The organism is Pandoraea terrae (assembly GCF_902459695.1).
GTDB classification, from domain to species: Bacteria; Pseudomonadota; Gammaproteobacteria; order Burkholderiales; family Burkholderiaceae; genus Pandoraea; species Pandoraea terrae.
The window spans coordinates 1-26,840 of record NZ_CABPRZ010000026.1; the positions used below are offsets into that span (position 1 = coordinate 1).

Sequence of the window (26,840 nt, forward strand, 5' to 3'; positions counted from 1 at the left end):
TACTAATTGCCCGTGAGGCTTGATCCTATAACCAGTGTGTTTTTTTACGGCCAGTGTTAGCGCTTGAGCTGTCGGCTTGAGTTAGTGCTTCAGCACTTACTCCGGCCCCATGCAGAGCACTTACTCTGGGCCAATGCAAAGCACGGCTGGTGTGTATCGTGAATATGCCGATACAAGCACAACCCGATTGTTGTACTACGACTTCTTCTGAATTGGTTTCGTAGCCCCAAAAGGCTGCGAGACATACAAGTTATGCCTGATGACCATAGCGAGTTGGAACCACCCCTTCCCATCCCGAACAGGACCGTGAAACGACTCCACGCCGATGATAGTGCGGATTGCCCGTGTGAAAGTAGGTAATCGTCAGGCTCCCCTAAAAACCCTTCAGTGCATGCGTACTGAAGGGTTTTTGCTTTTGCGGCAGCGGTTTCTTGCAGGCAAAACTGTTGCACAAATGCGGCTACGAGCGAAATCCCTATAGCGTGTATCTTCGGTGATCGCTTAGGATGCCCTTCACGGGGATATTGCAGGCAGCACAATCGGGGTTATCAAGTGGTCGTACGGAAGAAGGGAAGTCGTTTGGCGCGACATTTTGCGCTTACGCGGCGTACAGTGCGCAGCGTTACCATGATCACCTGTGTCGCAGGGGCATTTGTCATGGGCTTGAGCGGTTGTGCGCTCACCCGTTCAACATCGCAATCGGCCAGCGCGTCACCGCCATCGGCCGCGTCTCTCGTGTCCATCACGCCATTCTCCGATCCCGCTGAAGCTGGCGTTCTGCCTGCGCCTTGGGAACCGTACATCGTCACCCGCAACAAGCGCCCCACCGAATACCGACAAGTACCGGATACCGACGGCATTCCGGTCATCGAAGCTCGCGTGGACAATTCCGCATCAGGCTTCGCGCAAAAACTTGATATTCCTGTCATTGCAGGTTCGAAACTCAGTTGGCGCTGGCGCGCCGATGCGATGCCTGTGGACGCCGATATCCGCACCAGGCGTGGTGACGATGCTCCCGTCCGGATTGCTCTCGCGTTCGATGGCGATAGCGACAAGTTGAGCGGAAAGGACCATCTCCATCGCGAGCTCGCACGCTTGGTGAGCGGGCGTGATATGCCCTATGCAACATTGATGTATGTTTGGGGCAGTAGCGATATGAAGCGCGACGAAGTCATTCCGAGTCCTTATACCGGACGCATTCGTGCGATTGCCGTGGAACGGGGAGATGTGCACCTCGGCACCTGGCAAACCTATGTCCGCGATATCGCCGCAGACTACGAGAGGGCTTTCGGCGAGCCGCCCGGGCGTCTTGTCGGTATCGCAATCATGAGCGACGGCGATAATACGCAATCACGCTTCACCGCGTGGTATGGCGACATCCGACTCATTAAGGGTGACGAAATCCGCACGCAAACGGCAGCCAACTAACGCGACCCAGCGAAGGCTCCGTGAAAGCCAAAAGCCGGCATGTGCCGGCTTTTTTGCCTATGCCCCCGTCGCGCATCTTCTTCGCAAATCGGGACGTGCCGCGAACTACGTGCGTGAAAAGTACGATTCCACCAATTTCACCCAGTAGGTTCCGCCCAGCGGCAGAAGCTCATCGTTAAAATCGTAGCTGGCATTGTGCAGATTGCACGGTCCAAGACCGTGGCCGCTGTCCCGGTGATCGCCTTCGCCGTTGCCGATGAATACGTATGCGCCCGGCTTCTCCAGCAACATGAACGAGAAGTCCTCCGCACCCATCGTCGGCTCGACTTTTGCATTGACGTTTTTCTCGCCAACGATACCGCGCATCACGCCTGCACACAATTCGGCCATCGCCGGATCGTTGATCGTCGGTGGATAATTCCGATGGAAGCTGACCTCAGCGCTGCAACCAAAGCCCTTGGACACGTATTCCGATAGCTCGCGTAGGCGTGTTTCGATCAGATCGAGCACCTCCACGGAGAATGTGCGGATCGTGCCGCCAAGCCAGGCCGTATCCGGAACGACATTGGTCGCGTCGCCGGCATGAATCTGCGTGATCGACAGCACTGCCGCATCGATCGGGCGCTTGTTGCGGGTCAAAATGCTTTGCAGCGCCTGGGCCAGACTGGCGGCCGCAATCACCGGATCAATACCCGCATGCGGTATGCCAGCGTGGGTGCCCTTGCCCGTCAACGTGATCTTGAATTCGTTGCTCGACGCCATGATCGGGCCCGGCGTCAGCGCAAACGTGCCCACTGGCACGCCCGGCCAGTTATGCATGCCGAATACCGCTTCCATCGGGAAGCGCTCGAACAGCCCGTCCTTGATCATCTCGCGCGCGCCGCCACCTCCTTCTTCCGCCGGCTGGAAAATCAGGTACACGGTGCCGTCGAACGGGCGATGTTTCTGCAAGTACTGGGCGGCGGCCAACAACATCGCCGTGTGCCCGTCGTGTCCGCACGCATGCATCTTGCCCTCATGTTTCGATGCGTGCGAAAACGTGTTGGCTTCGTGGATCGGCAAGGCATCCATATCGGCCCGAAGGCCGATGGCACGGTCGCTGGTACCGTTCTTCAAGATACCCACGACGCCCGTAGTACCCAAGCCGCGGTGAATCGGAATACCCCATTCCGTCAGTTTTTCCGCCACGACGTCGGACGTGCGCCTTTCCTCGAAACACAATTCGGGATGTGCGTGGATGTCTCGCCGCAGTGTCTGGATCTCGGCGCGCGCCGCGTCGATTTCGGAGATGAGCTTCATGACGTGTTCCTGCAGGTCGCAATTGACCCATCTTACCCCGTCTGACCGTTTCCCGCACCCGCCCGGAAGGGGTAGAAGTACACGGCCAGGCGTGCCGCCACGCAGCAAGAACGTACCGCTTTCCGGCAATTTTGGGGGGCGGATGGCGGGAGGAAGACGTAATACAATAGCGCCATACGCGACGCCGGAGAGGGCGCCGCTTTCCGGTAGAAAGGAGTGGATTCATGACGTCAGGCACGCACGTCGTACGGGCCGCCTGCCCGCACGATTGCCCTGATACGTGCGCACTGCACGTGACAGTGGAAAATGGCGTAGCGATCAAGGTGCAAGGCGATCCCGAGCATCCGACGACAAAAGGCGTGCTTTGTACGAAAGTCGCCCGCTATACGGAGCGGACTTACCATCCGGATCGCCTGCTTCACCCCCTCAAACGCATCGGCGCGAAAGGCGAAGGTCGCTTCAAGCCGATCAGTTGGGAAGAAGCACTCGACGAAATCGCCGCGCGGCTCGGCGAGATCTCCGCAAGAGACCCGCAGGCAATCGTGCCGTACAGCTATGCCGGCACCATGGGACTCGTGCAGGGCGAGAGCATGGCCGCCCGTTTCTTCCACAAGCTTGGCGCCTCGCTGCTCGACCGCACGATCTGCGCGAGCGCTGGCGCGACCGGACTGCGCTACACCTACGGCGCAAGTGTCGGTATGCAGGTTGAACACTTCGTCGACAGCAAGTTGATCCTGATTTGGGGCAGCAACCCGATTACCTCGAGCGTCCACTTCTGGGCGATCGCCCAGGAAGCAAAGCGCCGCGGCGCAAAACTGGTCGCCATCGACCCTTATCGTTCGCTCACTGCGGAAAAGTGTCATCAACACATTGCGTTGCTTCCGGGGACCGATGCTGCGCTGGCGCTCGCCATGATGCACGTGTTGATCAACGAGGATCTCGTCGATCACGAATACATCGCGCGCCATACGGTCGGCTTCGCGCAACTCAAAGAGAGGGCGCAGCGCTATTCACCTGCCCGGGCGGCCGAAATCTGCGGCATTCCGGCGCAGACCATTATCGCGCTTGCGCGGGAGTATGGCGCCACGCGTCAATCAGCCATCCGCCTGAATTACGGCATGCAACGCGCCAAGGGCGGCGGGCAGGCCACCCGTGCGGTCGCCTGTCTGCCGGCGCTGACGGGCGCGTGGCGTGATCCGGCCGGGGGGCTGCTGATGTCGACATCGGGCTTCGCGCCGGTCGACAACGCCGCGTTGGGCCGTCCCGATCTGTTGCCGGGCTGGCCGCAACGCCTGCCGCGGACGATTAATATGAGCACCATCGGGGATGCGCTTTGCCACCCCGGAGACGCTGAGTTTGGTCCGAAGGTTGAGGCGGTCGTCGTCTACAACAGCAATCCGGTGGCCGTCGCGCCGGAGTCGGGCAAAGTGGCAAAGGGATTCGGCCGCGAAGATCTGTTCACTGTGGTTCTCGAGCATTTCCAGACCGATACGGCGGATTATGCGGACATCGTGCTGCCCGCCACCACGCAACTCGAACATCTTGATATTCACAAGGCATACGGTCACACGTATCTTCTCGCGAACAATCCGGCGATCGCCCCGATGGGCGAGGCGAAACCCAATGCGGAGATTTTCCGCCTCCTCGCCGATCGCATGGGCTGGCAAGAGGCATGCTTCAAGGACAGCGACGACCAACTGGCCGAACAGGCTGTCCGTTGGGATGATTCGCGCGCGGCCGGCGGCAGCTGGGCGCAACTGAAGCAGGATGGCTGGAAGGCGCTGAATCTACCGGATGCCCCGTTCGCGCAAGGCAATTTCCCCACGCCATCGGGCAAATGCGAGTTCTACTCCGAGCGTATGGCGCAAGCCGGCCTGGATCCGTTGCCGGATTGGGTGCCGCCGTATGAGTCCGTGGCGAGTAACCCGGTGTTGGCGGAGCGGTTTCCCTTGGCCATGATTTCGCCGCCGGCGCGCAATTTCCTGAATTCGAGTTTCGTCAACGTGGACAGCCTGCGGAAGTCAGTCGGCGAGCCAACGCTCGATATTCATCCGGACGACGCGCGCATGCGCGGCATCGCCGAGGGGCAGATGGTGCGCGTGTTCAACGAGCGCGGCACGCTGAACGCCAAGGCGCATGTCACCGACAAGGCGCGCGAAGGCGTTGTCGTGGGGCTCTCGCTGTGGTGGAAAAAGCTTGCGCCGGATGGCAAGAACGCCAATGAAGTCACCAGCCAGCGCTTGACCGATCTCGGCAACGCGCCGACGTTCTACGATTGCCTTGTCGAGGTCGCCGCGCTTTGAGCGCGATTCAGGGGGTGCGCAAATGACGGTCGAATCGATCTCACGTGCGCTTCGCCTGACTGGGTGTGCCACGGCAGCGGGGGGCGCGATCGCCCTTTCCGCTTGCGGCCAGATCGGTTATTACGCCCAATCGATCAACGGACACTTTACGGTGCTGCACGAGGCGCACCCCGTCAGCGAATTGCTTGCGGACCCCGCGCTCAACCCGCGCCTTCGTGCGCGGCTCATCGACGCCGAACAGATGCGTGCGTATGCGGTCAGCGCGCTTGGCCTGCCCGACAACGGCAGCTATCGCAGCTATGCCGATCTGAAGCGCCCGTTTGTCGTGTACAACGTGTTCGCTGCGCCCGCGCTTTCGTTGAAGCTGCACGAATCGTGTCTACTGGTTGTCGGTTGCGTGGAGTATCGCGGCTATTACTCCCGCGAATCGGCGGAAGCGTACGCCGCAGATTTGCATCGCGATGGTTGGGAGACGTTCGTCGCCGGTATTCCCGCCTATTCGACGCTCGGGTATTTCGATGACCCGCTTCTGAATACGTTTATCTACCTGCCGCGCGGCGAACTTGCCCGCATGATTTTTCACGAACTCGCGCACCAGGTGCTGTATGTGCGGGGCGATACCACTTTCAACGAATCGTTCGCCGTGACGGTCGAATCCGTTGGTGTTCAGCGCTGGATCGATGCACACCCGGATGCCGCGCCGGAATATGCGCAATACAGTACGCAACGAAAGCAATTCCGGGGGCTGGTCGAGGGTTACCGCAAGCGGCTGCAAGCAGTCTACGAGGGGGCGGGTGATGATTCGCGCAAGGCGGCGGAGAAGATGCGACTTTTCTCGGCCATGCGTGATGATTATCAACAGCTACGCGCGCAATGGGGCGGGTACGCCGGATTCGACCGATGGTTTGCGTCAGACCTCAATAATGCGAAGATCGGCGCATTTGCCACCTATAACCAATGGGTGCCGGCGTTTGCGGCCCTTCTGGCACAGGAAGGTGGCGATTTGCCGAGCTTTTACAGGGCGGTGAAGGCGCTGTCGAAACGGCCGGAAAGTGAGCGGAATGCGGTGCTCGCGCAATTGAGCCGGACACCGGCTGCCATGGCCGTTCGAGACAGGGACTTGGAGACCCCGGGCGAGGGGCGCGCCGATGTGCTTGTGCCGCCCGCGCCTGTCGGACAAAGCCGGCGGGCGCCGTAGTCTCGCGTCATCCGCCGATCGCAGCCTTCAAGCTGCCGAGCAGGCTGTACAACTGTTGTTGTTCCTTTTCAGGCATCTGACGCATCAGCGTTTCGACCCACGCTTCGTGTGCGCGAGCCATGCTGGCGAATGCCTTCTTGCCGCGCGGCGTCAGCTTGATCAGAAAAGCACGGCGATCATTCGCCACGGTCTCCCGGGTTACCCAGCCTTCCTTCTCCAACTGATCTGTGATGCCGGTGACATTGCCGCCCGTCACCATCATGCGTTTGGAGAGCTCGCCCATCTTCAACCCTTCGGGATGCCGGTCCAATTGCGCAAGCAAGTCGAAGCGCGGCAGCGTGCAGTCGAATTCCTGCCGAAGCCGCGAGCGGATGTCGGTCTCGATCAGGTTGGTGCAGGTCAGCAGGCGCAGCCAAAGACGCAGGGCGTCGTGCTCGTGATCGCTGGCGCGCGTTTCGAGATCGAGTGAGGCAGTGTCGGCGAGGCTCATGGCGCGAGAGCGAAAAATTTGCGATGTGGAAATTTTAGGTTTGAAATAATCGCCCGGTCAAGCGCTTAAGTGGTGTGTCGCCACAGATGTGATTGGCTGGCACCATAAAAAAGGGCACCCGAAGGTGCCCTTTCCAAGCTAAGTGACGAGAATCGTCAGCTTAGAACTTGTGGCGAACGCCAGCCGTCACAGCGAACTGGTTCTTGTTAGCCGAGAACGGTTGGCCGTTCAGCTGAGCTTGACCAGCGTCGTTGTTGGCGTGTTGCCACAGGCCAACCAGGTACGTGTCCGTACGCTTCGACAGCCAGTAGTCCAGGCCCAGGTTGACTTGGTGGTACTTCGGCGAGAGGCTGCCAGCCGGGAGCACGACGCCGTTCGAGGTAGCCTTCGACCACGTGTACGTGTACGCAGCACCCAGTTGCAGCGCCGGGGTCAGCATGTACTTGGCGTTGATTTCGGCGTTGTCGAACTTGAAGCTGCCGGCGTTCGCAACGAAGTCATACTTCGAGTGGCTGTAGACCAGGCCAACCGTCGCAGGACCGAAGGCGTACGAACCGCCAGCCGCCACGATCTGTGCCTTGTCGGTCGCCGTGATGCCATTGAGGTTGGTCGCGAAGCTGCCGAAGTCGTTGCCAGCAGCGCCGGTGTTGTTAGCACCCGGCGTACCCAGGTACAGGTAGCCGACGCCCAAGGTCAGCGGACCGTTGGCGTAGCCAGCACCCAGCGACCAGGCGCGGTTGTTGGCGAAGCCCGTGCCGCCGCCCGTGTTGGCTTGATTGCTGAAGCCGTACAGTGCGCTGGCGCTGAAGCCGCTGTAGTTGGCGGTCGTGTACTTGACCGAGTTGTTGATACGGAACGAGTTGTTCAGGTTGTCGTTATCGAACGGGTGCGCGCCCGAGAACGTTGCCCATTGGCTACCCGAAGCGAGCGGACCGACGAAGTCGACGACGGAGTCATACTGACGGCCGAGGGTCAGCGTGCCAGCCGTGGCGCTGCTCAGGCCGACGTAGGCTTGACGACCGAATTCACGGCCGCCTTGGGCCAGGTTGCCGTCACCAATGCGGAAGCCGTTTTCCAGCACGAAGATCGCCTTCAGACCGCCGCCCAGATCTTCCGCACCCTTCAGGCCCCAACGGTTACCTTGTTGGTTGCCGTTGCTGAACTTGATGTTCTTGCTGCCGGTGGTGCCGCCGGGGGTGCTCTCGTTGTTGACGTAGGTGATACCAGCGTCGAGGATACCGTACAGGGTCACGCTGCTTTGTGCGTTAGCAGCACCAGCGAAGGCACCGAGCACGCCCAGAGCGAGAAGCGACTTTTTCATTGAGTGATCTCCAAAAGATTGTGAGATTTGTTTAACAAGGTCACTAGTGATAACGTCCTTGCTAATCAACTTCGCGAGAAGTTGGACGTAATGTAACAAATTCACAATGACGGGCAAAGGAAAAGGGGCGTTTTACGGGGGATTCCTGGCCGTGTTGTTTCGTTTACGCAACAACGCCGGGATCCGCTTTCCACGGGCTTTCGGCGGGCTTGCGCCCGCGAAAGGCGCGCCGGCTCAGGGCGCGTATCATGACCCCGGCGGCAATTTTGCCGATACCGCATTCCATATCGTGAAGTATAGAAGTCAGGAAGCAGATGATGTTGTCAGACCGCTGGATTACCGAAATTGACCGTGGCTTGCGCGCCATTGCAGGCGTGACCCGTGCGTCACGCCCGACGCCGGAACCCGCGAATCTCGATGCCGGGGAAGACGATGCGCTGTCGGCCCATGAGAAGCGGCACGTCGCTGGATTGATGCGGGTCAATCACGTCGGCGAGGTGTGTGCACAAGCGCTGTACCAGTCGCAGAAGCTCGCCACGAAGAGCGCCGGCCTGCGCGAAGCCTTTGCCCATGCGGGGCAGGAAGAGGAAGACCATCTGGCCTGGACAGCCCAGCGCCTGTCGGAGCTTGGCTCGCGCCCGAGCCTGCTCAATCCGCTGTGGTACGCCGGCGCCTTTGCGATCGGCTACACGGCCGGGCGCGTCGGCGACAAGGTCAGTCTTGGCTTCATGGCGGAAACGGAGCGGCAGGTCGAACACCATCTCGACGGCCACCTCGACCGGCTGCCGCCGCAGGACCAGCGCTCGCGAGCGATCGTTGACCAGATGCGCCGCGACGAGGCCGCGCACGGCCAGGCCGCGCGCGATGCCGGCGGCATCGATCTGCCGGTGCCGGTGCAGCGCCTGATGCGCGCTTGCGCCAAGGTCATGACGACAACGGCCTACTATATATAGAGGCGTTTCGACGCACGTTTTTTTCGGACGATTCTGCCTCGTTTGAGGTAGAGTCCGACGAATTGCGTGGCGTAAGTGCGCACTCCGTTGCTGTGTCAGTGCTGACGGGGGCTGCCGCCGAGGATGGTTAGATTTTGAAGTTCCACTTTCAATATCCGGCTTATCTCTTTAATTTTTCAACAAAAACTGCCGTCGGGCGCTTGAAGAAAGTGCGCTAAGTCATTGTTCTGGCTCGTAAATCTCCCGTCTAAAAGCGGCAAAACGCTTGACCGCCCCAACACGTTCCTCTAAAGTGGGAAATAGTGTGAGAAAGTGTATTTTTGTGTGCTGTACGAAGTGTTTCCGGGCACACTCCTTTCTCTCTCGGCATGACGGGTTTGCGGTTGGAAAATCACGGGAGCGCGCGTGTTTCAGGGAGCCTCGGCACTTTCACTGGATGCAAAGGGACGGATGTCGATTCCGGCCCGGCATCGTGACGTGCTCGTGGGCGAGGCGGAAGGCAAGGTGACCATCACCAAGCACCCCGACGGTTGCCTGCTCCTGTTCCCGCGTCCTGAATGGGAAATCTTCCGCGGCAAGATCGCCGCACTGCCGATGGACGCGCACTGGTGGCGCCGCATTTTCCTTGGTAACGCCGCCGACGTCGACATGGACTCGGCGGGCCGGGTGCTGGTGGCGCCGGAATTGCGCGCTGCGGCCGGGCTCGACAAGGAAGTCATGCTGCTGGGCATGGGCAGTCATTTCGAACTCTGGGATGCCGCGACATATGCCGCCAAGGAGCAGGCGGCGATGGCGCAAGGCATGCCCGAGGCACTGAAGAATTTCACTTTCTGATTGATCAGGTGGTCCGACGAGCATGGCGCACGCGGTGGATACGGAAATGCAGCACCGCACGGTTCTGCTGGACGAGGCCGTGGATGCCCTGCTGTGGCGGGACGACGGCGTATACGTCGACGGCACGTTCGGCCGCGGCGGGCACAGCCGCAGGTTATTGGAGCGATTGAGCGACAAGGGGAGACTGCTCGCGTTCGACAAGGATCCCCAAGCGATCGCGGAGGCGGCAACGATTGCCGATCCGCGATTTTCGATTGAGCACGACAGCTTCGCACAACTGCGCGAGGTGCTGGCTCGCCGCGGTATTGCACGCGTGGCCGGCGTCCTGCTGGACCTGGGTGTGTCGTCGCCGCAGTTCGACGACCCCACGCGCGGTTTCAGTTTTCGCTTCGACGGGCCGCTCGACATGCGCATGGATCCCACGCGCGGTGAGTCGGCCGCCGAGTGGCTGGCCCGGGCAACGCTGGAAGAAATTACGGAGGTCATCAGGGACTATGGGGAAGAACGGTTTGCTTTTCAGATTGCAAAGGCGCTTGTTGCTCGCCGGGCAAGCACCGATCGCCTCGGTCCACTCGCCAGCACTGGCGAGCTTGCCGCGATCGTGGCGGGCGCCGTCAAGACCCGTGAAAAGGGCCAGAACCCGGCAACACGTACCTTTCAGGCTATACGGATTCACGTCAATCAAGAGCTTGCGGACCTGCAGATAGCACTCGATGTCGCGGCCGATGTCCTCGAAACGGGGGGGAAACTCGTGGTGATCAGCTTTCATTCGCTGGAGGACCGCATCGTCAAGCGCTTCATGCAAGCGAAGACGAGCGTTCCCGCGGTCGATCGCCGCGTGCCCCTGCGCGCCCACGAATTGCCGACGCCGCCGTACAAACTCGTGCGCAAGGTCAAGCCCTCGGACGAAGAGGTGGCGGCCAACCCGCGCGCACGTTCGGCGATCATGCGCATCGCGCAACGGGTGGCGCCATGAGCCGGCTCAACGTCCTGCTCCTGGTCGTCCTGATCGGCAGCTCGCTCTCGCTCATCAATGCCCAGTACCAGGCCCGCGGCACGTTCGTCGAACTGAACCGCGAGCAGGCGCTCGAACACCAGCTGCTGCAGGACTGGGATCGCCTCCAATACGAACAGAGCGCGCAAAGCAAGAGCGCGCGCGTCGAAGCGGTCGCGCGTAACGACCTGAAGATGCAGGCTGTCTCGCCCGGCCGCACGCAATACCTGTCCGCACCGGGCGGCGCATCGGGCGCCGCCGTCCCCGTGCCGATGCCGGCCGCCCCCGCTTCGCCCGCCGGAGCCTCGCGATGAGCCGCCGCCAGGACGCCAAAACCAAATCCAAGGACGTTCAGTTCTCGGCGAGTCCCGTATTGTCGGTGCGCTTGCCGATGTGGCGTTCCAAGTTGGTGGTGTTCCTGGTGTTTACTGCATTCGCGGCGCTGGCCGCCCGCGCGTTCTGGATTCAAGGGCCGGGCAACGATTTCTATCAACGTCAAGGCGAATCGCGCTACGAGCGCACGCTGGAAATGTCCGCCACGCGCGGCAAGGTGTTCGACCGCAATGGCCAGGTGCTCGCCACCAGCCTGCCGGTGCGCGCGATCTGGGCCATTCCCGAAGACGTTCCGGAAGATCTGTCCGCCGCCAAGTTGCGCCAGCTCGCCAAGCTGCTCGACATGAGCGAAGCCGAGCTGCGCCGCAAATTCAACCAGGACAAGAGCTTCGTCTATGTGAAGCGTCAGGTCCTGCCGGAGGTGGCCAGGCAGGTCGCCGACCTGGAGATTCCGGGCGTCTACCAGCGCAAGGAGTACAAGCGATTCTATCCGGAAGGCGAGATCGCCGCCCATATCGTCGGCTTCACGAACGTCGAAGACATCGGCCAGGAGGGTGTCGAGCTGTCGATGCAGAAGTCGCTCGCTGCCACGTCGGGCAGCCGGCGCGTCATCAAGGATCGCCTCGGCCGGATCGTCGAGGACATCGACATCCTCGCGCAGCCGCGTGACGGCAACGACATCACGTTGTCGATCGACGGCAAGATCCAGTTCCTCGCGTTCAGCGAACTCAAGGCGGCCCTCGAACGCACTGGCGCGAAGGCCGGCAGCGCAGTCGTGCTCGACGTGCGCACCGGCGAAGTGCTCGCACTCGTCAATTTGCCGACGTACAACCCGAACAACCGCACCAACCTCACCGGCGCGCAATTGCGCAATCGTGTGTTGACGGACACCTTCGAGCCGGGTTCGATCATGAAGCCGCTGACGATCGCCACGGCCATCGAGAACCGCCACGTCACGCCGAATTCGCTGGTGCAGACGACCGGCCGCTGGACGCTCAATGGCGCCACGATCACCGATACCCATGACTACGGCACGCTGACGGTCGCCGGCGTCATCCAGAAGTCGAGCAACATCGGCACCGCCAAGCTTGCGTTGCAGATGAAGCCGCAGGAAATGTGGGACATGTTCACCAGCGTCGGGCTCGGACAGGCGCCCAAGATCGGCTTTCCCGGCGCGGTCGCGGGCCGCCTGCGTCCCGCCAAGAGCTGGCGCCCGATCGAGCAGGCGACGATGGGATACGGCTACGGTCTGTCCGCCTCGCTGATTCAATTGGCGCGGGCTTACACGGTCTTTGCCCACGACGGCGAGCTGCTGCCGATCTCGATCTACAAGACGGATGGTTCGGTCGTGCGCGGCGAGCCCGTGATTTCGCCGGCAACGGCACGCGAAGTCCGCACGATGCTCGAAATGGTCACCTCGCCGGGCGGCACCGCCACGATGGCGCAGGTGATCGGCTATCGCGTCGGCGGCAAGACCGGCACCGCTTACAAGCAGTCGGGCCGCGGCTATGACAAGAGCAAGTATCGCGCGTCGTTCGTCGGCATGGCGCCGATGTCCGAGCCGCGCATCATCGTGGCCGTCACGCTCGACGAGCCGAGCCGTGGGTCGCATTTCGGCGGCGTCGCCGCCGGCCCGGTGTTCGCCTCGATCGTCGGCGGCACGCTGCGCGCGCTCAGCGTGCCACCCGATTCCCCCGTCACGCAACTGGTTGTGAGCGAAAAAGTCGAGGAGAGCGAGCCATGGGCGCCGTGATGTCGATGCTCACCGACAAGAAGCAACGAAAGGCGCTGCAGGACGCCTGCGACTGGCTGCGCGCGACTGTGCCGGCCGGCGCCACGCTGCATGCCGACAGCCGCCGGGTGCAGGCCGGCGATGTTTTCGTGGCGTATGCCGTCGAAGGCGCCGACAGCCGCGGTTTCATCGCGGACGCCGTCGAACGCGGCGCGGCAGCCGTGGTGTGGCAGACGGATGGCTTTCATTGGCCGGACGGACTGGATGACGTCGCCGCGTTTGGCGTGGCGCATCTCGATCAACTGGCGGGGCCATTGGCCGCACTCTGGTATGGCGAGCCGAGCGATACGCTGCTCACGCTCGGCGTGACCGGCACCAATGGCAAGACGTCGTGCAGTCAGTGGCTCGCGCAACTGCTGTCGAAGTGCGGCATGCGCAGCGCCGTCATCGGCACCCTGGGCAGCGGCTTCCCCGGGCATCTGACCGTCACCGGATTCACGACCCCCGACGCCGTGCAATTGCAGCGCAGTCTTTCCGACCTGCGCGCACAGGGCGCCGCCGCCGTCGCGATGGAGGTGTCGTCGCACGGACTCTATCAGGGCCGTGTGGCGGGGGTTGCGTTCGACGTGGCCGTCTTCACGAACCTGACGCAGGATCATCTCGACTATCACGGCACGATGGCCGCCTACGAGGCTGCCAAGACACGTCTGTTCGATTGGCCTGGTTTGAAGGCCGCCGTGATCAATCGTGATGATGCGATGGGCCAGCGATTGCTGGCGCGCCTCGCGGGCAAGCCACAGGTGATCGAGTACGGCATCGGCGGGGCTGCGCAATCGGGCCACGGCCACCGTGTGCTGCGCGCTGAAGACGTGCGTGCCACGTCCGCCGGCACCAGCTTCACGCTGCATCTCGACGGCGCCTCCCATTCACTGAGTGTGCCGCTCGTCGGCGAGTTCAACGTCAGCAACGTGCTCGCCGTGCTTGGCGCGGCGCTTGCCGGCGGCGTGCCGGCCGCTCGTGCGTTGGCGGCGCTGCCGTCGCTCGCGCCGGTCTCCGGGCGCATGGAGCAAATCGGGCAGGCCGGTCAGCCGCTCGTGGTCATCGACTACGCGCACACGCCCGATGCGCTCGAGAAAACGCTCGCCGCGCTGCGCCCGGTGGCGCAAGCCCGCGCCGGCGCACTTGTGTGTGTCTTTGGCTGCGGCGGCGATCGCGACAACGGCAAACGGCCGTTGATGGGGGCGGTGGCCGAACGGCTGGCCGATGCGGTGGTGCTGACGAGCGACAACCCGCGCACGGAAGCGCCCGCAACGATTCTCGAACAGATCGCCGCCGGTTTGCAGGCCCCTGAGCGTGCGCGCCTTATCGAGGACCGCGCCAGCGCGATCCTGCAGGCGATTCGCGGCGCGAACGCGTCCGACGTCGTGCTGATCGCCGGCAAGGGTCACGAAAACACACAGGAGACCATGGGCAAGAAACGCCCGTTCTCCGATCAGGAACATGCCCAACTGGCGCTTGCCGCCCGGGCTACGACATCGCGTGGAGGTGGTGAATGAGCATGTGGCGCTTGCAGGATGCCCAAGGCGCGCTGTCGAATGCGGCGCTTCATGGACGCGGCAACGTCGCGTTCGAGCGCATCGTCACGGATAGCCGCGCCGTACAGCCGGGCGATCTGTTCGTGGCGATCAAGGGCGAGCGCTTCGACGCACACGATTTTCTGGCGGACGTCGCCGCCGCCGGCGCCACCGCCGTGCTGGCTTCGCGGGTGCCGGAAGGTTTCGAGACACCCGCGCTGATCGTGCCCGACACGCGCCTCGCGCTGGGCGAGCTTGCGACGGCATGGCGCCGCCGCTTTGCGATTCCCGTCGTGGCCGTGACCGGCAGCAACGGCAAGACGACCGTCAAGGAAATGATCGCCGCGATTTTCGCGCAGGCCGTGGGCGAGAACGCCCGCCTGTCGACCGCCGGCAACTTCAACAACGATATCGGTCTGCCGCTGACGGTGTTTCGCCTGAACGCATCGCATCGCCTCGCGGTGCTTGAACTCGGCATGAACCACCCGGGCGAGACGGGGTATCTGGCGAATATCGCGCAGCCGACCGTCGCGGTCATCAACAATGCGCAGCGCGAGCATCAGGAATTCATGGTGAGCGTCGAGGCCGTCGCGCAGGAACATGCGGCCGTGCTGGCCGCGCTGCCGCAAGACGGCGTGGCCGTATTCCCCGGTGACAGCGATTTCACGCCGCTGTGGCGCGACGTCGCAGGCAGCCGGCGCATTCTCGATTTCGCGCTCGACAAGCGCGCTGCGGTTTCCGGCCGCTACGACAGTGCCACGCGCGTGCTGCGTGTGGCCACGCCGTCGGGCGACTTCTCCCTCCGGTTGCCCGTGCTCGGTGAGCACAATGCCCGCAACGCGTTGGCCGCGATTGCCGTGGCGATCGGCGCGCATGTCGACATTGTTTCGATCGTGCGGGCACTCGAAGCGTTCGCGCCCGTCAAAGGCCGTCTGCAAGTGTCAACGCTTTCGCGCGGACCGCTCGCCGGCATCACGCTGATCGACGACACCTATAATGCGAACCCCGATTCGGTGCGCGCGGCCATCGATGTGCTGGCTTCGACACCGTCGTCATGCGTGCTGGTGCTCGGCGACATGGGTGAAGTCGGCGATTCCGGACCCGAGGTTCATCGGGAAGTCGGGGCCTACGCGGCGGAGCGCGGCGTCGAGCGGTTGCTTGGCCTGGGCGAGTTGACGCGCCATGCCTGCGAAGCGTTCGGCGCGGGTGCGGAACATTTCGCGGATGTGGGCGCGCTCACCGAAGCGCTGATCAAGGGCGTGAGCGCACCGGCCACCGTGCTGGTGAAGGGTTCGCGCTTCATGAAGATGGAACGCGTGTTGCACGCGTTGAATGAAACTGGGGGCGGCAACGCCCCGGCAAATAAGGATTGATGGAATGTTTTTGACGTTGGCGCAATGGCTGCAGGCGGATGCGAGCTTCTTGCGCGTGTTCAACTACCTGACCTTCCGGGCGGTGATGGCCAGCCTCACCGCGCTGATGATCGGTCTTGCCTTTGGCCCGGCCGTGATTCGCAAACTGGCGGAGATGAAGGTCGGCCAGGCGGTGCGCACGGATGGCCCGCAGACGCACCTCGTCAAATCGGGCACGCCGACCATGGGGGGCGTGCTGATCCTCATCGCGATCACGATCGCCACGTTGCTGTGGGCCGACCTGTCGAACCGCTTTGTGTGGATTGTGCTCGCGGTAACGCTCGGCTTCGGCATCATCGGCTGGATCGACGACTACCGGAAGGTCGTCTACAAGGACCCGCGCGGCATGTCGTCGCGCGAGAAGTATTTCTGGCAGTCGATTATCGGATTGTTCGCAGCGATCTACCTGGCGTTCAGCGTGTCTGAAACGAGCAATCTCAAGGTGTTCGAGCTGTTCATCAGCTGGGTGCGCCACGGCCTGCCGCTCGATTTGCCGCCGAAAGCGGACTTCATCGTGCCGTTCTTCAAGACGATGACTTATCCGCTCGGCGTGTTCGGCTTCATCGCGCTCACCTATTTTGTCATCGTGGGTTCGAGCAATGCCGTTAACCTCACCGACGGTCTCGACGGGCTCGTCATCATGCCGGTGGTGCTGGTCGGCAGCGCGCTGGGCGTGTTCGCGTACGTCATGGGCAACGTCGTCTACGCGAAGTACCTGCTGTTTCCGCACATCCCGGGCGCGGGCGAGCTGCTCGTGTTCTGCGCGGCGATGTCCGGCGCGGGGCTCGCGTTCCTGTGGTTCAACACGCATCCGGCGCAAGTGTTCATGGGCGACGTGGGCGCGTTGGCGCTCGGCGGCGCGCTCGGCACAGTGGCCGTGATCGTGCGTCAGGAGGTGGTGTTGTTCGTGATGGGCGGCGTGTTCGTCGTCGAAACGATCTCCGTGATGCTGCAGGTTACGTGGTTCAAGTATACGAAGCGCAAGTACGGGGAAGGGCGGCGCATCTTCAAGATGGCGCCGCTGCATCACCACTTCGAATTGTCGGGCTGGAAGGAAACGCAGGTGGTCGTGCGCTTCTGGATTGTGACGTTGATGCTGGTCCTGATCGGGCTGTCGACGTTGAAGTTGCGCTAAAGGATGCGCCGCCGACGCCGATAGTCGGAGGTCGGCCGAGTAGATGCCGTTGGGCTGGCGATGCATCCGCAGGTGGTTGGAATCGATTGAATAAGGAAATAGCGACGTGTTTGGCGAGAAGTTTGGCGAATCCTGGCAACCGCGTGTCCTGATCCTGGGCTTGGGAGAATCCGGCCTGGCGATGGCGCGTTGGTGCGCGCGTTACGGCTGCAGTGTGCGTGCGGCCGATACGCGCAATGCGCCGGCCAATCTCGCCGTGCTGCAAGCCGATGCGCCGCAGGCCGAGTTCGTTGGCGGCCCGTTCGCCACCGCGTTGCTGGAAGACATCGAACTGGTCGGCATCAGCCCGGGCCTGTCGCCGCTGTCGGCCGACGTCGCGCCGTTGCTGGCCGCCGCCGCCGAAGCGGGCATTCCCGTCTGGGGCGAGATCGAGTTCTTCGCGCAGGCGCTGCAGCACATGGCGGCCACCAGCGGCTACGCGCCGAAGGTGCTGGCCATCACGGGCACCAACGGCAAGACCACGACCACGAGCTTGACCGGCCTGCTTTGCCGCCGCGCCGGCAAACGCACTGCCGTGGCGGGCAACATCAGCCCGTGCGCACTTGACCGTCTGTCCGAATGCATCGCCGAGGCGGCGCTGCCGGACGTCTGGGTGCTGGAGCTGTCGAGCTTCCAGCTGGAGACGACGCATTCCCTCGCGCCCGATGCGGCAGCGATCCTCAATATCACGCAGGACCACCTCGACTGGCACGGCAGCATGGATGCCTACGCCGCAGCCAAGGCGCGCATTTTCGGGCCCGAAACGGTCCGCGTGCTCAATCGCGACGACGCCCGCGTGATCGCGCTGGCCGCGCCCCAAGCGCATGTCGTGACCTTCGGCACGTCGGCGCCCGACGCGCTCGGCGATCTCGGACTGCAGCTCGAGAGCGGCATGTGGTGGCTCGTCGAGGCGATCACGCGCGACGACGCGCCGCCCGCGCCATCGGCGCGCCGCCGCAAGGCCGCCGATGCGGCCGCCGCACCGGTCGAAGTGTCGATGAAACGCCTGATGCCCGCCGACGCGCTGCGCATCCGCGGCGCGCACAACGCCGCGAATGCGCTGGCCGCGCTCGCACTCGCGTGCGCGATCGATTTGCCATTGGCCAAACTGCTGCACGGCCTGCGCGAATACCCGGGCGAACCGCACCGCGTGCAGCTGATCGGCACGATCAACGACGTCGAGTATTACGACGACAGCAAGGGGACGAACGTCGGCGCCACGGTCGCCGCGATCACCGGCTTGCAGAAACGTATCGTGCTGATCGCCGGCGGCGACGGCAAGGGCCAGGATTTCTCGCCGCTGGCCGATCCGGTGGCGCATCACGCGCGCGCCGTGGTGCTGATCGGCCGCGACGCCGCCCGGATTCGCGCCGCGCTGGCCGACACGAACGTGCCGCTCGTCGACATGGATACGCTTGAAGCCGCCACGCGTGAGGCTGCCAAGCTGGCGCATGTGGGCGACGCCGTGCTGTTGTCGCCGGCGTGCGCCAGTCTGGACATGTTTCGCAACTACGCGCACCGGGCCGACGTGTTCCGGGAAGCCGTGGTCGACCTGGCCGCTGACGCGGGGGTGATGCTATGAACCGGCTCAAGACGTTCTTCAGCAAGAAGCGCCAGGCAGGCTTCGCCGGTACCGGGGCCTCGGCGCCGGCATCGACTGCCTCGGCCGGCACGCTCGGCAGCATCAAGCCGACGCGCTCGCGCATGCTCGATTATGACCATGCGCTGGTGTGGGTCGTCATCACGCTGCTCTCGCTCGGCCTGATCATGGTCTATTCCGCGTCGGTCGCCTTGCCCGATTCGCCCAAGTACAACGGCTATTCGACGTACCACTTCCTCGGTCGCCACATCGTGTCGCTGACGATGGGCCTCACCGCGGCGTTCATCACCTTCCGCATCCCGGTCAAGACGCTCGACAAGCTTGCGCCCAAGCTGTTCCTGCTGGCGCTGATCCTTTTGATCATCGTGCTGATCCCGCACGTCGGCAAAGGTGTCAACGGCTCGAAGCGCTGGATTCCGTTCGGCATCCTGAACCTGCAGCCGTCCGAAGTGATGAAACTCGCGGTCACGCTGTACGCGGCGAACTATACGGTCCGCAAGCAGGAGTTCATGCAGAGCTTCCGCAAGGGCTTCCTGCCGATGGGGATTGCGGTCGTGTTCGTCGGCATGTTGCTGCTGCTCGAACCGGACATGGGCGCGTTCATGGTGGTCGCGGCCATTGCGATGGGGATCCTGTTTCTCGGGGGCGTGAACGGCAAGCTGTTCGGCGGCCTCGCGCTGACGGCGGTCGGGACCTTCGCGATGCTGATCTGGCTGTCGCCATGGCGCCGCGAGCGGATTTTCGCGTATCTGGACCCGTGGCGCGAAGACTATGCGCTGGGCAAGGCCTATCAGCTGACGCACTCGCTGATCGCGTTTGGCCGTGGCGAATGGACGGGCGTCGGACTCGGGGGCAGCATCGAAAAATTGCACTACCTGCCTGAAGCGCATACCGACTTCATCCTCGCCGTGATTGGCGAGGAATTCGGCTTCATCGGCGTGCTGTGCGTGATCCTGCTGTTTTATTGGCTGGTGCGCCGTGCGTTCGAGATCGGCCGTCAGGCGCTCGCGCTCGAACGCACTTTCGCCGGACTGCTGGCCAAGGGCGTCGGCGTGTGGCTCGGCGCCCAGACCTTCATCAACATGGGCGTGAATCTCGGCTTGCTGCCGACCAAGGGCTTGACGTTGCCGCTTGTGAGCTACGGCGGCTCCGGCATTTTGCTGAACTGCATCGCCATCGCGGTGCTGCTGCGCGTCGATTACGAGAACCGGGTGCTGATGCGAGGAGGAAAGGTATGACCGACCGGCTGACGGCCGTGCCGTCTCCCGAAACCGAAACCCGTACGCTGCTGGTCATGGCCGGCGGAACGGGCGGTCACGTCTTTCCCGGACTCGCGGTGGCCAACTTCCTGCGCGTGCAGGGCTGGCAGGTGGTCTGGCTCGGCAATCCCGACGGCATGGAAGCCACGCTCGTGCCGAAGTATGACTTCCCGATGGCGTACGTGAAGTTTGGCGGCTTACGCGGCAAGGGGCTGGTGACAAAACTCGTGCTGCCGATCATGCTGTTGCGCGCGTTCTGGCAAAGCGTGCGCGCGATCCGGCGCGTGAGGCCGAACGTCGTGCTCGGCATGGGCGGCTACATCACATTCCCGGCGGGCATGATGGCCTCGCTGCTCGGCCGCCCGCTTGTCCTGCACGAACAGAATTCCGTGGCCGGGCTGGCCAATCGGGTGCTTGCGCGCGTGGCCGACAAGGTCCTGCTCGCGTTTCCCGATACGCTGCCGGGCGGCGAGTGGGTCGGCAATCCGATCCGGGCCGATTTCGATGGTCTGGCCGACCCCGCCGACCGCTACGGCACGCGCAACGGGCCGTTGCGCGTGCTCGTCGTGGGCGGCAGCCTCGGTGCGGCGGTATTGAACGAAATCGTGCCGAAGGCGCTGGCCAAGTTGCCGCGCGACGTGCGCCCGCAAGTCGTCCATCAAGCCGGCGTGAAGCACATCGGCACATTGCAGGCCAACTACGCGGCGGCCGGCGTGGCCGTGGAGGCGGTGCCGTTCATCGACGACATGGTCAAGGCCTATGCCGATGCCGATCTGGTCATCTGCCGCGCCGGCGCGATGACGGTTGCCGAAGTGGCTGCCGCGGGCGTGGCGGCGCTGTTCGTGCCGTTCCCGCATGCCGTGGACGACCATCAGACCGGCAACGCGCGTTTCCTCGCCGACAAGGGCGCGGCAACGCTGATCGATCAGCGTGAGTTGTCGGTCGACATTCTGGCCGAGTGGCTGCGCCGTCAAACGCGCGAAACGCTGCTGGCCACCGCACAGAAAGCCAAGGCGCTCGCGAAGCCGGACGCCACCGAACAAGTGGCGCGCATCTGCGTGGCCTTGGCCAAGGATTGAAATGAAGCACATCGTCAAACACATTCACTTCGTAGGTATCGGCGGCGCCGGCATGAGCGGCATCGCCGAGGTCCTGCTGAACCTCGGGTACCAGGTCAGCGGCTCCGATCTCGGCGACAACGCCGTGACGCAGCGCCTGACGCGGCTCGGTGCGCGCGTGATCCAGGGTCATGCTGCCCGGAACGTGGAGACGGCCGACGCCATCGTGGTCTCGACGGCGATTACCGCCGATAACCCCGAAGTGCTGGCCGGCCGCGCCAAGCAGATTCCTATCGTGCCGCGCGCGCTGATGCTCGCGGAGCTGATGCGCCTGAAGCAGGGCATCGCGATCGCCGGCACGCATGGCAAGACGACCACGACCAGCCTTGTCGCGAGCGTCCTTGCGCAGGGCGGTCTCGATCCGACGTTCGTGATCGGGGGACGCCTGAACAGCGCCGGCGCGAACGCGAAGCTCGGCACGGGCGACTTCATTGTCGTCGAAGCGGACGAGTCGGATGCGTCGTTCCTGAACCTGAATCCGGTCATCGAAGTCATCACGAATATCGATGCCGACCATATGGACACCTATGGTCACGACTTCGCACGGCTCAAGCAGGCGTTCGTCGCCTTCACGCAGCGCCTGCCGTTCTACGGCATTGCCGTGCTGTGCGTCGACGATCCGAATGTGCGCGAGATCCTGCCGTTCGTCTCGAAGCCGATCGTCCGTTATGGTCTCTCGGAAGACGCCCAGGTGCGCGCGATCGATGTGCGTGCTGACGGCGGCCGCATGCAATTCACGGTGCTGCGCACGTACGGCGAAGGCGCGGCGCCGCTCGACGTCACGCTGAACCTGCCGGGCAACCATAACGTGCTCAACGCGCTGGCCGCGATCGCGATTGCGACGGAACTCGAAGTGCCGGACGACGCGATTCGTCAGGCGTTGGCCGAATTCCACGGTGTGGGCCGGCGCTTTCAACGATATGGCGAGATCGCGCTGCCCAAGGGCAGCGGCGGCGGCACATTCACGCTGATCGACGACTACGGGCACCATCCCGTCGAAATGGCCGCGACGCTGGCCGCGGCACGCGGCGCGTTCCCGGGCCGCCGCATCCTGCTGGCGTTCCAGCCACATCGCTATACGCGCACGCGCGACTGCTTCGAGGACTTTGTGAAAGTGCTGTCGGAAGCCGACGCGCTGGTGCTCGGCGAAGTGTATTCGGCCGGCGAAGCGCCAATCGTCGCGGCGGACGGCCGCGCCCTGTCGCGTGCGCTGCGCGTGGCGGGCAAGGTCGAGCCGGTGTTTGTCGAAGACGTGGCCGCGTTGGCCGACACCGTGTTGAAGGTGGCGCGCGCGGGCGACGTCGTGATTACCATGGGCGCCGGCTCGATTGGCGCGGTGCCCGGCAAGTTGCAAGAACAGCAAGGAGTTTGAAGTGAGCGCATTCGATCCGAAACGATTCGGCAAGGTGGGCGTCCTGATGGGCGGCCGTTCTGCCGAGCGCCAGATCTCGCTGATCTCGGGCAAGGGCGTGCTCGACGCGCTGCGTTCGCGCGGCGTTGACGCCCATGGCTTCGATACCGGCATGCACGACCTGAGCGCGCTTGCCGCGCAGAAGTTCGATCGTGTCTTCATCGCGCTACACGGCCGCTACGGCGAAGACGGCACGATGCAGGGCGTACTCGAACATCTGGGCATCCCCTACACCGGCAGCGGCGTGCTGGCCTCGTCGCTCGCGATGGACAAGGAAATGACGAAACGGGTCTGGCTGCATGAAGGGCTGCCGACGCCGCGTTTCACAATGCTCAAGGCCAACAGCGACTGGGACGCCGTGGCGCGCGACCTCGGTTTGCCGATCATCGTCAAACCGTCGCGCGAAGGCTCGACCATCGGTCTGACCAAGGTCACGGAAGTCTCGCAACTGCAGGCCGCCTATGAAAAGGCTGCGCGCCTGGACCCGGATGTCCTGGCCGAAGAGTTCATCGACGGCGACGAGTTGACGGTGCCGGTGCTCGGCATCGGCACGCAGGGCGCGGCGGCCGCACGCTCGCTGCCGGTCATCCGCATCGTCGCGCCGGAAGCGAACTACGACTACCAGAACAAGTATTTCAAGGACGACACGCGCTACGAGTGTCCGCCGCCGTTGCCGGTGTCGCTGCAGGAGGAAGTGCAGCGCCTCGTGCTGCGCGCTTACCTCGTGCTGGGTTGCCGCGGCTGGGCCCGCGCCGACGTGATGTTGAGAAAGCGCGACAACAAGCCGTATCTGCTGGAGATCAACACCTCGCCAGGCATGACCGGGCATTCGTTGGTGCCGATCTCGGCACGTGCAACCGGTTTGTCGTACGAAGATCTCGTGCTGGAAATCCTCAGCACGGCCACGCTCGATCTGCATCCGAACGAGCAGTGGAAACCTGAATAACGGAAACGAAGGAAACCCATCGCCATGTGGCACAACGTCCGCCTGCTCAACGCCGTCGCCAGCGTGCTTGTCGCGCTGTGCGTGCTGGCGGCGCTCGCGGCCGGCGCACGCTGGTTGATCCAGCGGCCGCTGTTTACCCTGAAGGCGGTCCAGATCGACGGCGACGTCGAGCATATCAACGGCCCGACGCTGCGCGCGAATGCGGTGTCGCGGCTGCGCGGCAATTTCTTCACGATCGACCTCGACGCCACACGCGCGGCGTTCGAAGCCGTGCCCTGGGTGCGTCACGCGAGCGTGCGGCGCGTGTGGCCGAATCGCCTGGCGATCACGATCGAGGAATTCAAGCCGCTTGCGACGTGGGCTGACGGGCGGTTGGTGAGCGTGGACGGCGAACTGTTTGCGGCCAATCTGGCCGAAGCGGAAGAGCACGGGAAATTGCCGGAGTTTGCCGGGCCGGCGGGCAGCGAGAGAGACGTGACGGCGCGCTACTACGACTTCGTCAAATGGTTCTCGCCCTTGGGCATGAAGCCGGAAGCGGTCAGCCTGTCGGCACGCTACGCCTGGGGCGTGCGTCTGTCGGGTGGCGTGCAGTTGGCGCTGGGCCGGGAACGCAATGCCGAAACGCTGGTGTCGCGCAGCCGGCGTTTCGTGCAGGCATATCCGCAAGTGGCGGCGCGTTGGGGCAGCCAGATCGAATACGCCGATCTGCGCTATCCGAACGGGTTTGCGGTGCGTGCCGCCGGCATGCGGTTTTTGAGTGAAGCGGAATCGAAAAAGTTGGAAACCCGGGTGCAGCAGCCGCAGCCGCAGCGGCCGCAGGCGGCGAAACGGGATGCGCAAAAACCGGGTTTGCAGAAGCGAAGCCAGTGAGACTTCAGGACTTACACACGCTATGAGTAAAGATTACAAGGATCTGTTGGTCGCCCTCGATATCGGCACGACGAAAGTCGTGGCGGTAGTGGCCGAACTGCGCCCTGAAGGCCGCTACGAAGTCATTGGCCTCGGCCAGAGCGAATCGCGCGGACTCAAGAAGGGCGTCGTGGTCAACATCGAGGCCACGGTCCAGTCGATCCAGCGCGCGCTCGAAGAAGCGGAGCTGATGGCCGACTGCAAAATCACGAACGTGTTCACCGGCATTGCCGGCAGCCACATCCGCAGCTTCAACTCGAGCGGGATGGTGGCGATCAAGGACAAGGAAGTGACGCAGGCGGATGTGGCTCGCGTGATCGAAACCGCCAAGGCGATCAACATTCCCACGGACCAGCAGGTGCTGCACATCCTGACGCAGGAATTCATCATCGACGGCCAGGAAGACGTTCGCGAGCCGATCGGCATGAGCGGCATCCGTCTCGAAGTGAAGGTGCATATCGTGACGGGCGCTGTGTCGGCGGCACAGAACATCGTCAAGTGCGTGCGCCGCTGCGGCCTGGAAGTCAACGACCTGATCCTGCAGCCGCTCGCGTCGAGCATCTCGGTGCTGACGGAAGACGAAAAGGAATTGGGTGTGGTGCTGATCGACATCGGCGGCGGCACGACCGACATCGCGATCTTCAGCGAAGGCGCGATCCGTCACACGGCGGTGATTCCGATCGCCGGCGACCAGATCACGAGCGACATTGCGATGGCGGTGCGCACGCCGACGCCGGACGCGGAAGACATCAAGATCCAGCACGGCATCGCCAAGCAGTCGCTGGCCGATCCGGACGAAATGATCGAAGTGCCGGGCCTCGGCGAGCGCGGTCCGCGCACGTTGTCGCGCCAGGCGCTGGCGGCCGTTATCGAGCCGCGCGTGGAAGAGTTGTTCTCGCTTGTGCAACAGGTTGTGCGCGAGTCGGGGTACGAAGAATTGCTGTCGTCAGGCATCGTGCTGACGGGCGGCGCGGCAATGATGCCGGGCATGGTCGAACTGGGCGAGGACATTTTCCTGAAGCCCGTGCGTATCGGCGTGCCCGAGTATGCCGGCGGCCTGGCCGATGTCGTGCGCAGCCCTCGCTATGCAACGGCCATGGGGCTGCTGCTCGAAGGGCGTTCGCAACGCATGCGCGGGCGCAAGGTGGCGGTGCAGTCGGGACAGGCGAATCAGGTGTGGACCCGGATGCGCGATTGGTTTTTCAGCAATTTTTAAATGCTTTTTTGAGGGTGTGGAAAAGACAGACGGTCAGGCGGCGCAATACCCGAGTCGCCGTTTGATACCGGAGGTCGAATCCGCTTTTTTTCACTGGAGGCGTTATGAACTTTGAAATGTTGGAAACGGAAACCAACGGCACCATCATCAAGGTGGTGGGCGTTGGTGGCGCGGGCGGCAATGCCGTTCAGCACATGATCAACCGCGGCGTGCAGGGCGTGGAATTCATCGCCATGAACACCGACGCGCAAGCGCTTGGCCGTTCGCAAGCGAGCATCACGATCCAGCTCGGCAAGACCGGCTTGGGTGCGGGCGCGCGTCCGGAGATGGGCCGTTCGGCCGCCGAAGAGGCGCGTGAGCGCGTGGCCGATGCGCTGCGCGGCGCGCACATGGTGTTCATCACGGCAGGCATGGGCGGTGGCACCGGTACCGGTGCTGCGCCCGTCGTCGCGCAAATCGCCAAGGAAATGGGCATCCTGACCGTCGGCGTCGTGTCGAAGCCTTTCGAGTTCGAAGGCGGCAAGCGCATGCGTGTGGCCGAGAACGGCGCGCAGGAACTGGAAGACAACGTCGACTCGCTGATCGTCGTGCTCAATGACAAGTTGTTCGAAGTCATGGGCGACGATGCCGAGATGGACAAATGCTTCCAGTGCGCTGACGACGTGCTGCATAACGCCGTGGCCGGTATTGCGGAAATCATCAACGTGGACGGTCTCGTCAACGTCGACTTCGAAGACGTGAAGACGGTGATGGGCGAGCAGGGCAAGGCGATGATGGGCACGGCGACGGTCGCCGGTGTCGATCGCGCCCGTCTGGCGGCGGAACAGGCCGTGGCGAGCCCGCTGCTCGAAGGCGTCGATCTGTCGGGCGCGCGCGGCGTGCTGGTCAACATCACGGCCTCGCGTTCGCTGCGCCTGTCGGAAACGCGTGAAGTGATGAACACCATCAAGAGCTATGCCGCTGAAGACGCGACCGTGATTTTCGGTACCGTCTATGACGACAAGATGGGCGATGCACTGCGCGTGACGGTGGTTGCAACGGGCCTCGGCCGCGCTGCGTCGAAGAAGCAAGCTGCACCGATGACGCTGCTCAAGACCGGTACGGACAACCTGCCGATCGCGGCGGGTCACGTTCCGGTGATGCAGACGTCCGGCACGGATTACGGCGCGCTCGAGACGCCGGCCGTGTGGCGCAGCTCGCGTGAAACCGCGGCGTCGCATGTGGCTGCGCTGCAGGAAAAGGGTGTCGACACGTACGACATTCCGGCATTCCTGCGCAAGCAAGCCGACTGATAGGGCGCGCGCGGACCGGGTTGCCAGTGTCCGGTTCGCCGCAC

The 26,840-nt window shown here is 63.3% G+C and carries 23 protein-coding genes and 1 rRNA gene; 21 read left to right on the plus strand and 3 right to left on the minus strand.

Features of this window, described 5'->3' with window-relative positions; genetic code table 11:
• The first annotated feature begins 255 nt into the window (after positions 1–255).
• Both rrf and PTE30175_RS22645 read left to right on the plus strand, forming a co-directional pair.
• Positions 256–369, plus strand: a 5S ribosomal RNA gene (gene rrf, locus PTE30175_RS22640).
• Positions 370–627: 258 nt separating this feature from the next.
• Positions 628–1,428, plus strand: a complete 801-nt coding sequence (locus PTE30175_RS22645; protein ID WP_150699332.1) for a DUF3047 domain-containing protein — start codon at positions 628–630, stop codon at positions 1,426–1,428.
• A gap of 105 nt (positions 1,429–1,533) precedes the next feature.
• Here the strand turns inward: PTE30175_RS22645 and PTE30175_RS22650 are convergent, their stop codons facing one another.
• Positions 1,534–2,727 carry a M20 aminoacylase family protein gene (locus tag PTE30175_RS22650; RefSeq protein ID WP_150699333.1) on the minus strand — a complete coding sequence of 398 codons (1,194 nt, stop codon included), beginning with the start codon at positions 2,725–2,727 and terminating at the stop codon, positions 1,534–1,536.
• A 224-nt stretch (positions 2,728–2,951) separates the two neighbouring features.
• On the opposite strand from PTE30175_RS22650, the gene PTE30175_RS22655 reads away from it, so the two are divergent.
• Positions 2,952–5,030, plus strand: a complete 2,079-nt coding sequence (locus tag PTE30175_RS22655) for a molybdopterin-containing oxidoreductase family protein (protein ID WP_150699334.1) — start codon at positions 2,952–2,954, stop codon at positions 5,028–5,030.
• A 22-nt stretch (positions 5,031–5,052) separates the two neighbouring features.
• Entirely contained in the window at positions 5,053–6,228 is a 1,176-nt protein-coding gene (locus PTE30175_RS22660; RefSeq protein WP_150699335.1) for an aminopeptidase, read from the plus strand.
• A 7-nt stretch (positions 6,229–6,235) separates the two neighbouring features.
• Here PTE30175_RS22660 and PTE30175_RS22665 read toward each other — a convergent pair whose 3' ends face one another.
• Both PTE30175_RS22665 and PTE30175_RS22670 read right to left on the minus strand, forming a co-directional pair.
• Positions 6,236–6,718, minus strand: coding sequence for a MarR family winged helix-turn-helix transcriptional regulator (locus PTE30175_RS22665; protein WP_150699336.1), 483 nt, complete (start codon positions 6,716–6,718; stop codon positions 6,236–6,238).
• Positions 6,719–6,878: 160 nt separating this feature from the next.
• Complete coding sequence (locus tag PTE30175_RS22670) at positions 6,879–8,039, minus strand: porin (RefSeq protein ID WP_150699337.1); 1,161 nt, start codon at positions 8,037–8,039, stop codon at positions 6,879–6,881.
• A 106-nt stretch (positions 8,040–8,145) separates the two neighbouring features.
• Between PTE30175_RS22670 and PTE30175_RS22675 the strand changes: the two genes are divergently transcribed.
• The 17 genes from PTE30175_RS22675 (at position 8,146) to ftsZ (ending at position 26,796) form a co-directional block, all read left to right on the plus strand.
• Positions 8,146–8,388, plus strand: a complete 243-nt coding sequence (locus tag PTE30175_RS22675) for a hypothetical protein (protein WP_150699338.1) — start codon at positions 8,146–8,148, stop codon at positions 8,386–8,388.
• A complete protein-coding gene (gene coq7 / locus PTE30175_RS22680) occupies positions 8,357–8,992 on the plus strand; it encodes a 2-polyprenyl-3-methyl-6-methoxy-1,4-benzoquinone monooxygenase (protein WP_150699408.1) in 636 nt (211 codons plus the stop codon). The genes PTE30175_RS22675 and coq7 overlap by 32 nt, the downstream gene beginning before the upstream one ends.
• Positions 8,993–9,397: 405 nt before the next feature.
• Positions 9,398–9,826: a division/cell wall cluster transcriptional repressor MraZ gene (gene mraZ, locus PTE30175_RS22685; protein WP_150699339.1), complete on the plus strand. Its 429-nt coding sequence runs from the start codon at positions 9,398–9,400 to the stop codon at positions 9,824–9,826.
• Positions 9,827–9,848: 22 nt separating this feature from the next.
• Positions 9,849–10,802 (plus strand): 16S rRNA (cytosine(1402)-N(4))-methyltransferase RsmH, encoded by a 954-nt coding sequence (gene rsmH / locus PTE30175_RS22690; RefSeq protein WP_150699340.1) that lies wholly within the window; start codon positions 9,849–9,851, stop codon positions 10,800–10,802.
• Positions 10,799–11,134, plus strand: a complete 336-nt coding sequence (ftsL, locus tag PTE30175_RS22695) for a cell division protein FtsL (RefSeq protein ID WP_150699341.1) — start codon at positions 10,799–10,801, stop codon at positions 11,132–11,134. The genes rsmH and ftsL overlap by 4 nt, the downstream gene beginning before the upstream one ends.
• A complete protein-coding gene (locus tag PTE30175_RS22700; protein WP_150699342.1) occupies positions 11,131–12,906 on the plus strand; it encodes a peptidoglycan D,D-transpeptidase FtsI family protein in 1,776 nt (591 codons plus the stop codon). Before ftsL ends, PTE30175_RS22700 begins: the two co-directional genes overlap by 4 nt.
• Positions 12,906–14,441, plus strand: a complete 1,536-nt coding sequence (locus tag PTE30175_RS22705; RefSeq protein WP_150699409.1) for a UDP-N-acetylmuramoyl-L-alanyl-D-glutamate--2,6-diaminopimelate ligase — start codon at positions 12,906–12,908, stop codon at positions 14,439–14,441. Before PTE30175_RS22700 ends, PTE30175_RS22705 begins: the two co-directional genes overlap by 1 nt.
• Positions 14,438–15,832 (plus strand): UDP-N-acetylmuramoyl-tripeptide--D-alanyl-D-alanine ligase, encoded by a 1,395-nt coding sequence (locus tag PTE30175_RS22710; RefSeq protein WP_150699343.1) that lies wholly within the window; start codon positions 14,438–14,440, stop codon positions 15,830–15,832. The genes PTE30175_RS22705 and PTE30175_RS22710 overlap by 4 nt, the downstream gene beginning before the upstream one ends.
• Before the next feature lie 4 nt (positions 15,833–15,836).
• Positions 15,837–17,006 carry a phospho-N-acetylmuramoyl-pentapeptide-transferase gene (mraY, locus tag PTE30175_RS22715; RefSeq protein WP_150699344.1) on the plus strand — a complete coding sequence of 390 codons (1,170 nt, stop codon included), beginning with the start codon at positions 15,837–15,839 and terminating at the stop codon, positions 17,004–17,006.
• Between the two features lie 106 nt (positions 17,007–17,112).
• Entirely contained in the window at positions 17,113–18,627 is a 1,515-nt protein-coding gene (gene murD, locus PTE30175_RS22720; protein ID WP_150699345.1) for a UDP-N-acetylmuramoyl-L-alanine--D-glutamate ligase, read from the plus strand.
• Positions 18,624–19,883, plus strand: a complete 1,260-nt coding sequence (gene ftsW / locus PTE30175_RS22725) for a putative lipid II flippase FtsW (protein ID WP_150699346.1) — start codon at positions 18,624–18,626, stop codon at positions 19,881–19,883. Before murD ends, ftsW begins: the two co-directional genes overlap by 4 nt.
• Complete coding sequence (gene murG, locus PTE30175_RS22730; RefSeq protein WP_150699347.1) at positions 19,880–20,983, plus strand: undecaprenyldiphospho-muramoylpentapeptide beta-N-acetylglucosaminyltransferase; 1,104 nt, start codon at positions 19,880–19,882, stop codon at positions 20,981–20,983. Before ftsW ends, murG begins: the two co-directional genes overlap by 4 nt.
• 1 nt (position 20,984) lies before the next feature.
• Positions 20,985–22,394 (plus strand): UDP-N-acetylmuramate--L-alanine ligase, encoded by a 1,410-nt coding sequence (murC, locus tag PTE30175_RS22735; protein WP_150699348.1) that lies wholly within the window; start codon positions 20,985–20,987, stop codon positions 22,392–22,394.
• A 1-nt stretch (position 22,395) separates the two neighbouring features.
• On the plus strand, positions 22,396–23,379 hold the full coding sequence (locus tag PTE30175_RS22740; RefSeq protein ID WP_150699349.1) for a D-alanine--D-alanine ligase: 984 nt from the start codon (positions 22,396–22,398) through the stop codon (positions 23,377–23,379).
• 24 nt (positions 23,380–23,403) lie between these two features.
• Positions 23,404–24,249, plus strand: coding sequence for a cell division protein FtsQ/DivIB (locus tag PTE30175_RS22745; protein WP_150699350.1), 846 nt, complete (start codon positions 23,404–23,406; stop codon positions 24,247–24,249).
• A gap of 22 nt (positions 24,250–24,271) precedes the next feature.
• Positions 24,272–25,504 carry a cell division protein FtsA gene (ftsA, locus tag PTE30175_RS22750; protein ID WP_150699351.1) on the plus strand — a complete coding sequence of 411 codons (1,233 nt, stop codon included), beginning with the start codon at positions 24,272–24,274 and terminating at the stop codon, positions 25,502–25,504.
• 104 nt (positions 25,505–25,608) lie between these two features.
• On the plus strand, positions 25,609–26,796 hold the full coding sequence (gene ftsZ / locus PTE30175_RS22755) for a cell division protein FtsZ (protein ID WP_150699352.1): 1,188 nt from the start codon (positions 25,609–25,611) through the stop codon (positions 26,794–26,796).
• The last annotated feature ends 44 nt before the right edge of the window (positions 26,797–26,840 follow it).

What these genes read in the sequence shown, in the direction of transcription:
- coq7 (WP_150699408.1), top strand. Translation starts at nt 8,357, where the DNA reads ATGTTGTCAGACCGCTGGATTACCGAAATTGACCGTGGCTTGCGCGCC.
- ftsL (WP_150699341.1), top strand. Translation starts at nt 10,799, where the DNA reads ATGAGCCGGCTCAACGTCCTGCTCCTGGTCGTCCTGATCGGCAGCTCG.
- PTE30175_RS22670 (WP_150699337.1), bottom strand. Translation starts at nt 8,039, where the DNA reads ATGAAAAAGTCGCTTCTCGCTCTGGGCGTGCTCGGTGCCTTCGCTGGT.
- PTE30175_RS22665 (WP_150699336.1), bottom strand. Translation starts at nt 6,718, where the DNA reads ATGAGCCTCGCCGACACTGCCTCACTCGATCTCGAAACGCGCGCCAGC.
- murG (WP_150699347.1), top strand. Translation starts at nt 19,880, where the DNA reads ATGACCGACCGGCTGACGGCCGTGCCGTCTCCCGAAACCGAAACCCGT.
- murC (WP_150699348.1), top strand. Translation starts at nt 20,985, where the DNA reads ATGAAGCACATCGTCAAACACATTCACTTCGTAGGTATCGGCGGCGCC.
- ftsZ (WP_150699352.1), top strand. Translation starts at nt 25,609, where the DNA reads ATGAACTTTGAAATGTTGGAAACGGAAACCAACGGCACCATCATCAAG.
- ftsA (WP_150699351.1), top strand. Translation starts at nt 24,272, where the DNA reads ATGAGTAAAGATTACAAGGATCTGTTGGTCGCCCTCGATATCGGCACG.
- PTE30175_RS22655 (WP_150699334.1), top strand. Translation starts at nt 2,952, where the DNA reads ATGACGTCAGGCACGCACGTCGTACGGGCCGCCTGCCCGCACGATTGC.
- PTE30175_RS22660 (WP_150699335.1), top strand. Translation starts at nt 5,053, where the DNA reads ATGACGGTCGAATCGATCTCACGTGCGCTTCGCCTGACTGGGTGTGCC.
- PTE30175_RS22675 (WP_150699338.1), top strand. Translation starts at nt 8,146, where the DNA reads ATGACGGGCAAAGGAAAAGGGGCGTTTTACGGGGGATTCCTGGCCGTG.
- PTE30175_RS22745 (WP_150699350.1), top strand. Translation starts at nt 23,404, where the DNA reads ATGTGGCACAACGTCCGCCTGCTCAACGCCGTCGCCAGCGTGCTTGTC.
- PTE30175_RS22700 (WP_150699342.1), top strand. Translation starts at nt 11,131, where the DNA reads ATGAGCCGCCGCCAGGACGCCAAAACCAAATCCAAGGACGTTCAGTTC.
- rsmH (WP_150699340.1), top strand. Translation starts at nt 9,849, where the DNA reads ATGGCGCACGCGGTGGATACGGAAATGCAGCACCGCACGGTTCTGCTG.
- mraY (WP_150699344.1), top strand. Translation starts at nt 15,837, where the DNA reads ATGTTTTTGACGTTGGCGCAATGGCTGCAGGCGGATGCGAGCTTCTTG.
- PTE30175_RS22710 (WP_150699343.1), top strand. Translation starts at nt 14,438, where the DNA reads ATGAGCATGTGGCGCTTGCAGGATGCCCAAGGCGCGCTGTCGAATGCG.
- PTE30175_RS22645 (WP_150699332.1), top strand. Translation starts at nt 628, where the DNA reads ATGATCACCTGTGTCGCAGGGGCATTTGTCATGGGCTTGAGCGGTTGT.
- PTE30175_RS22705 (WP_150699409.1), top strand. Translation starts at nt 12,906, where the DNA reads ATGTCGATGCTCACCGACAAGAAGCAACGAAAGGCGCTGCAGGACGCC.
- PTE30175_RS22650 (WP_150699333.1), bottom strand. Translation starts at nt 2,727, where the DNA reads ATGAAGCTCATCTCCGAAATCGACGCGGCGCGCGCCGAGATCCAGACA.
- ftsW (WP_150699346.1), top strand. Translation starts at nt 18,624, where the DNA reads ATGAACCGGCTCAAGACGTTCTTCAGCAAGAAGCGCCAGGCAGGCTTC.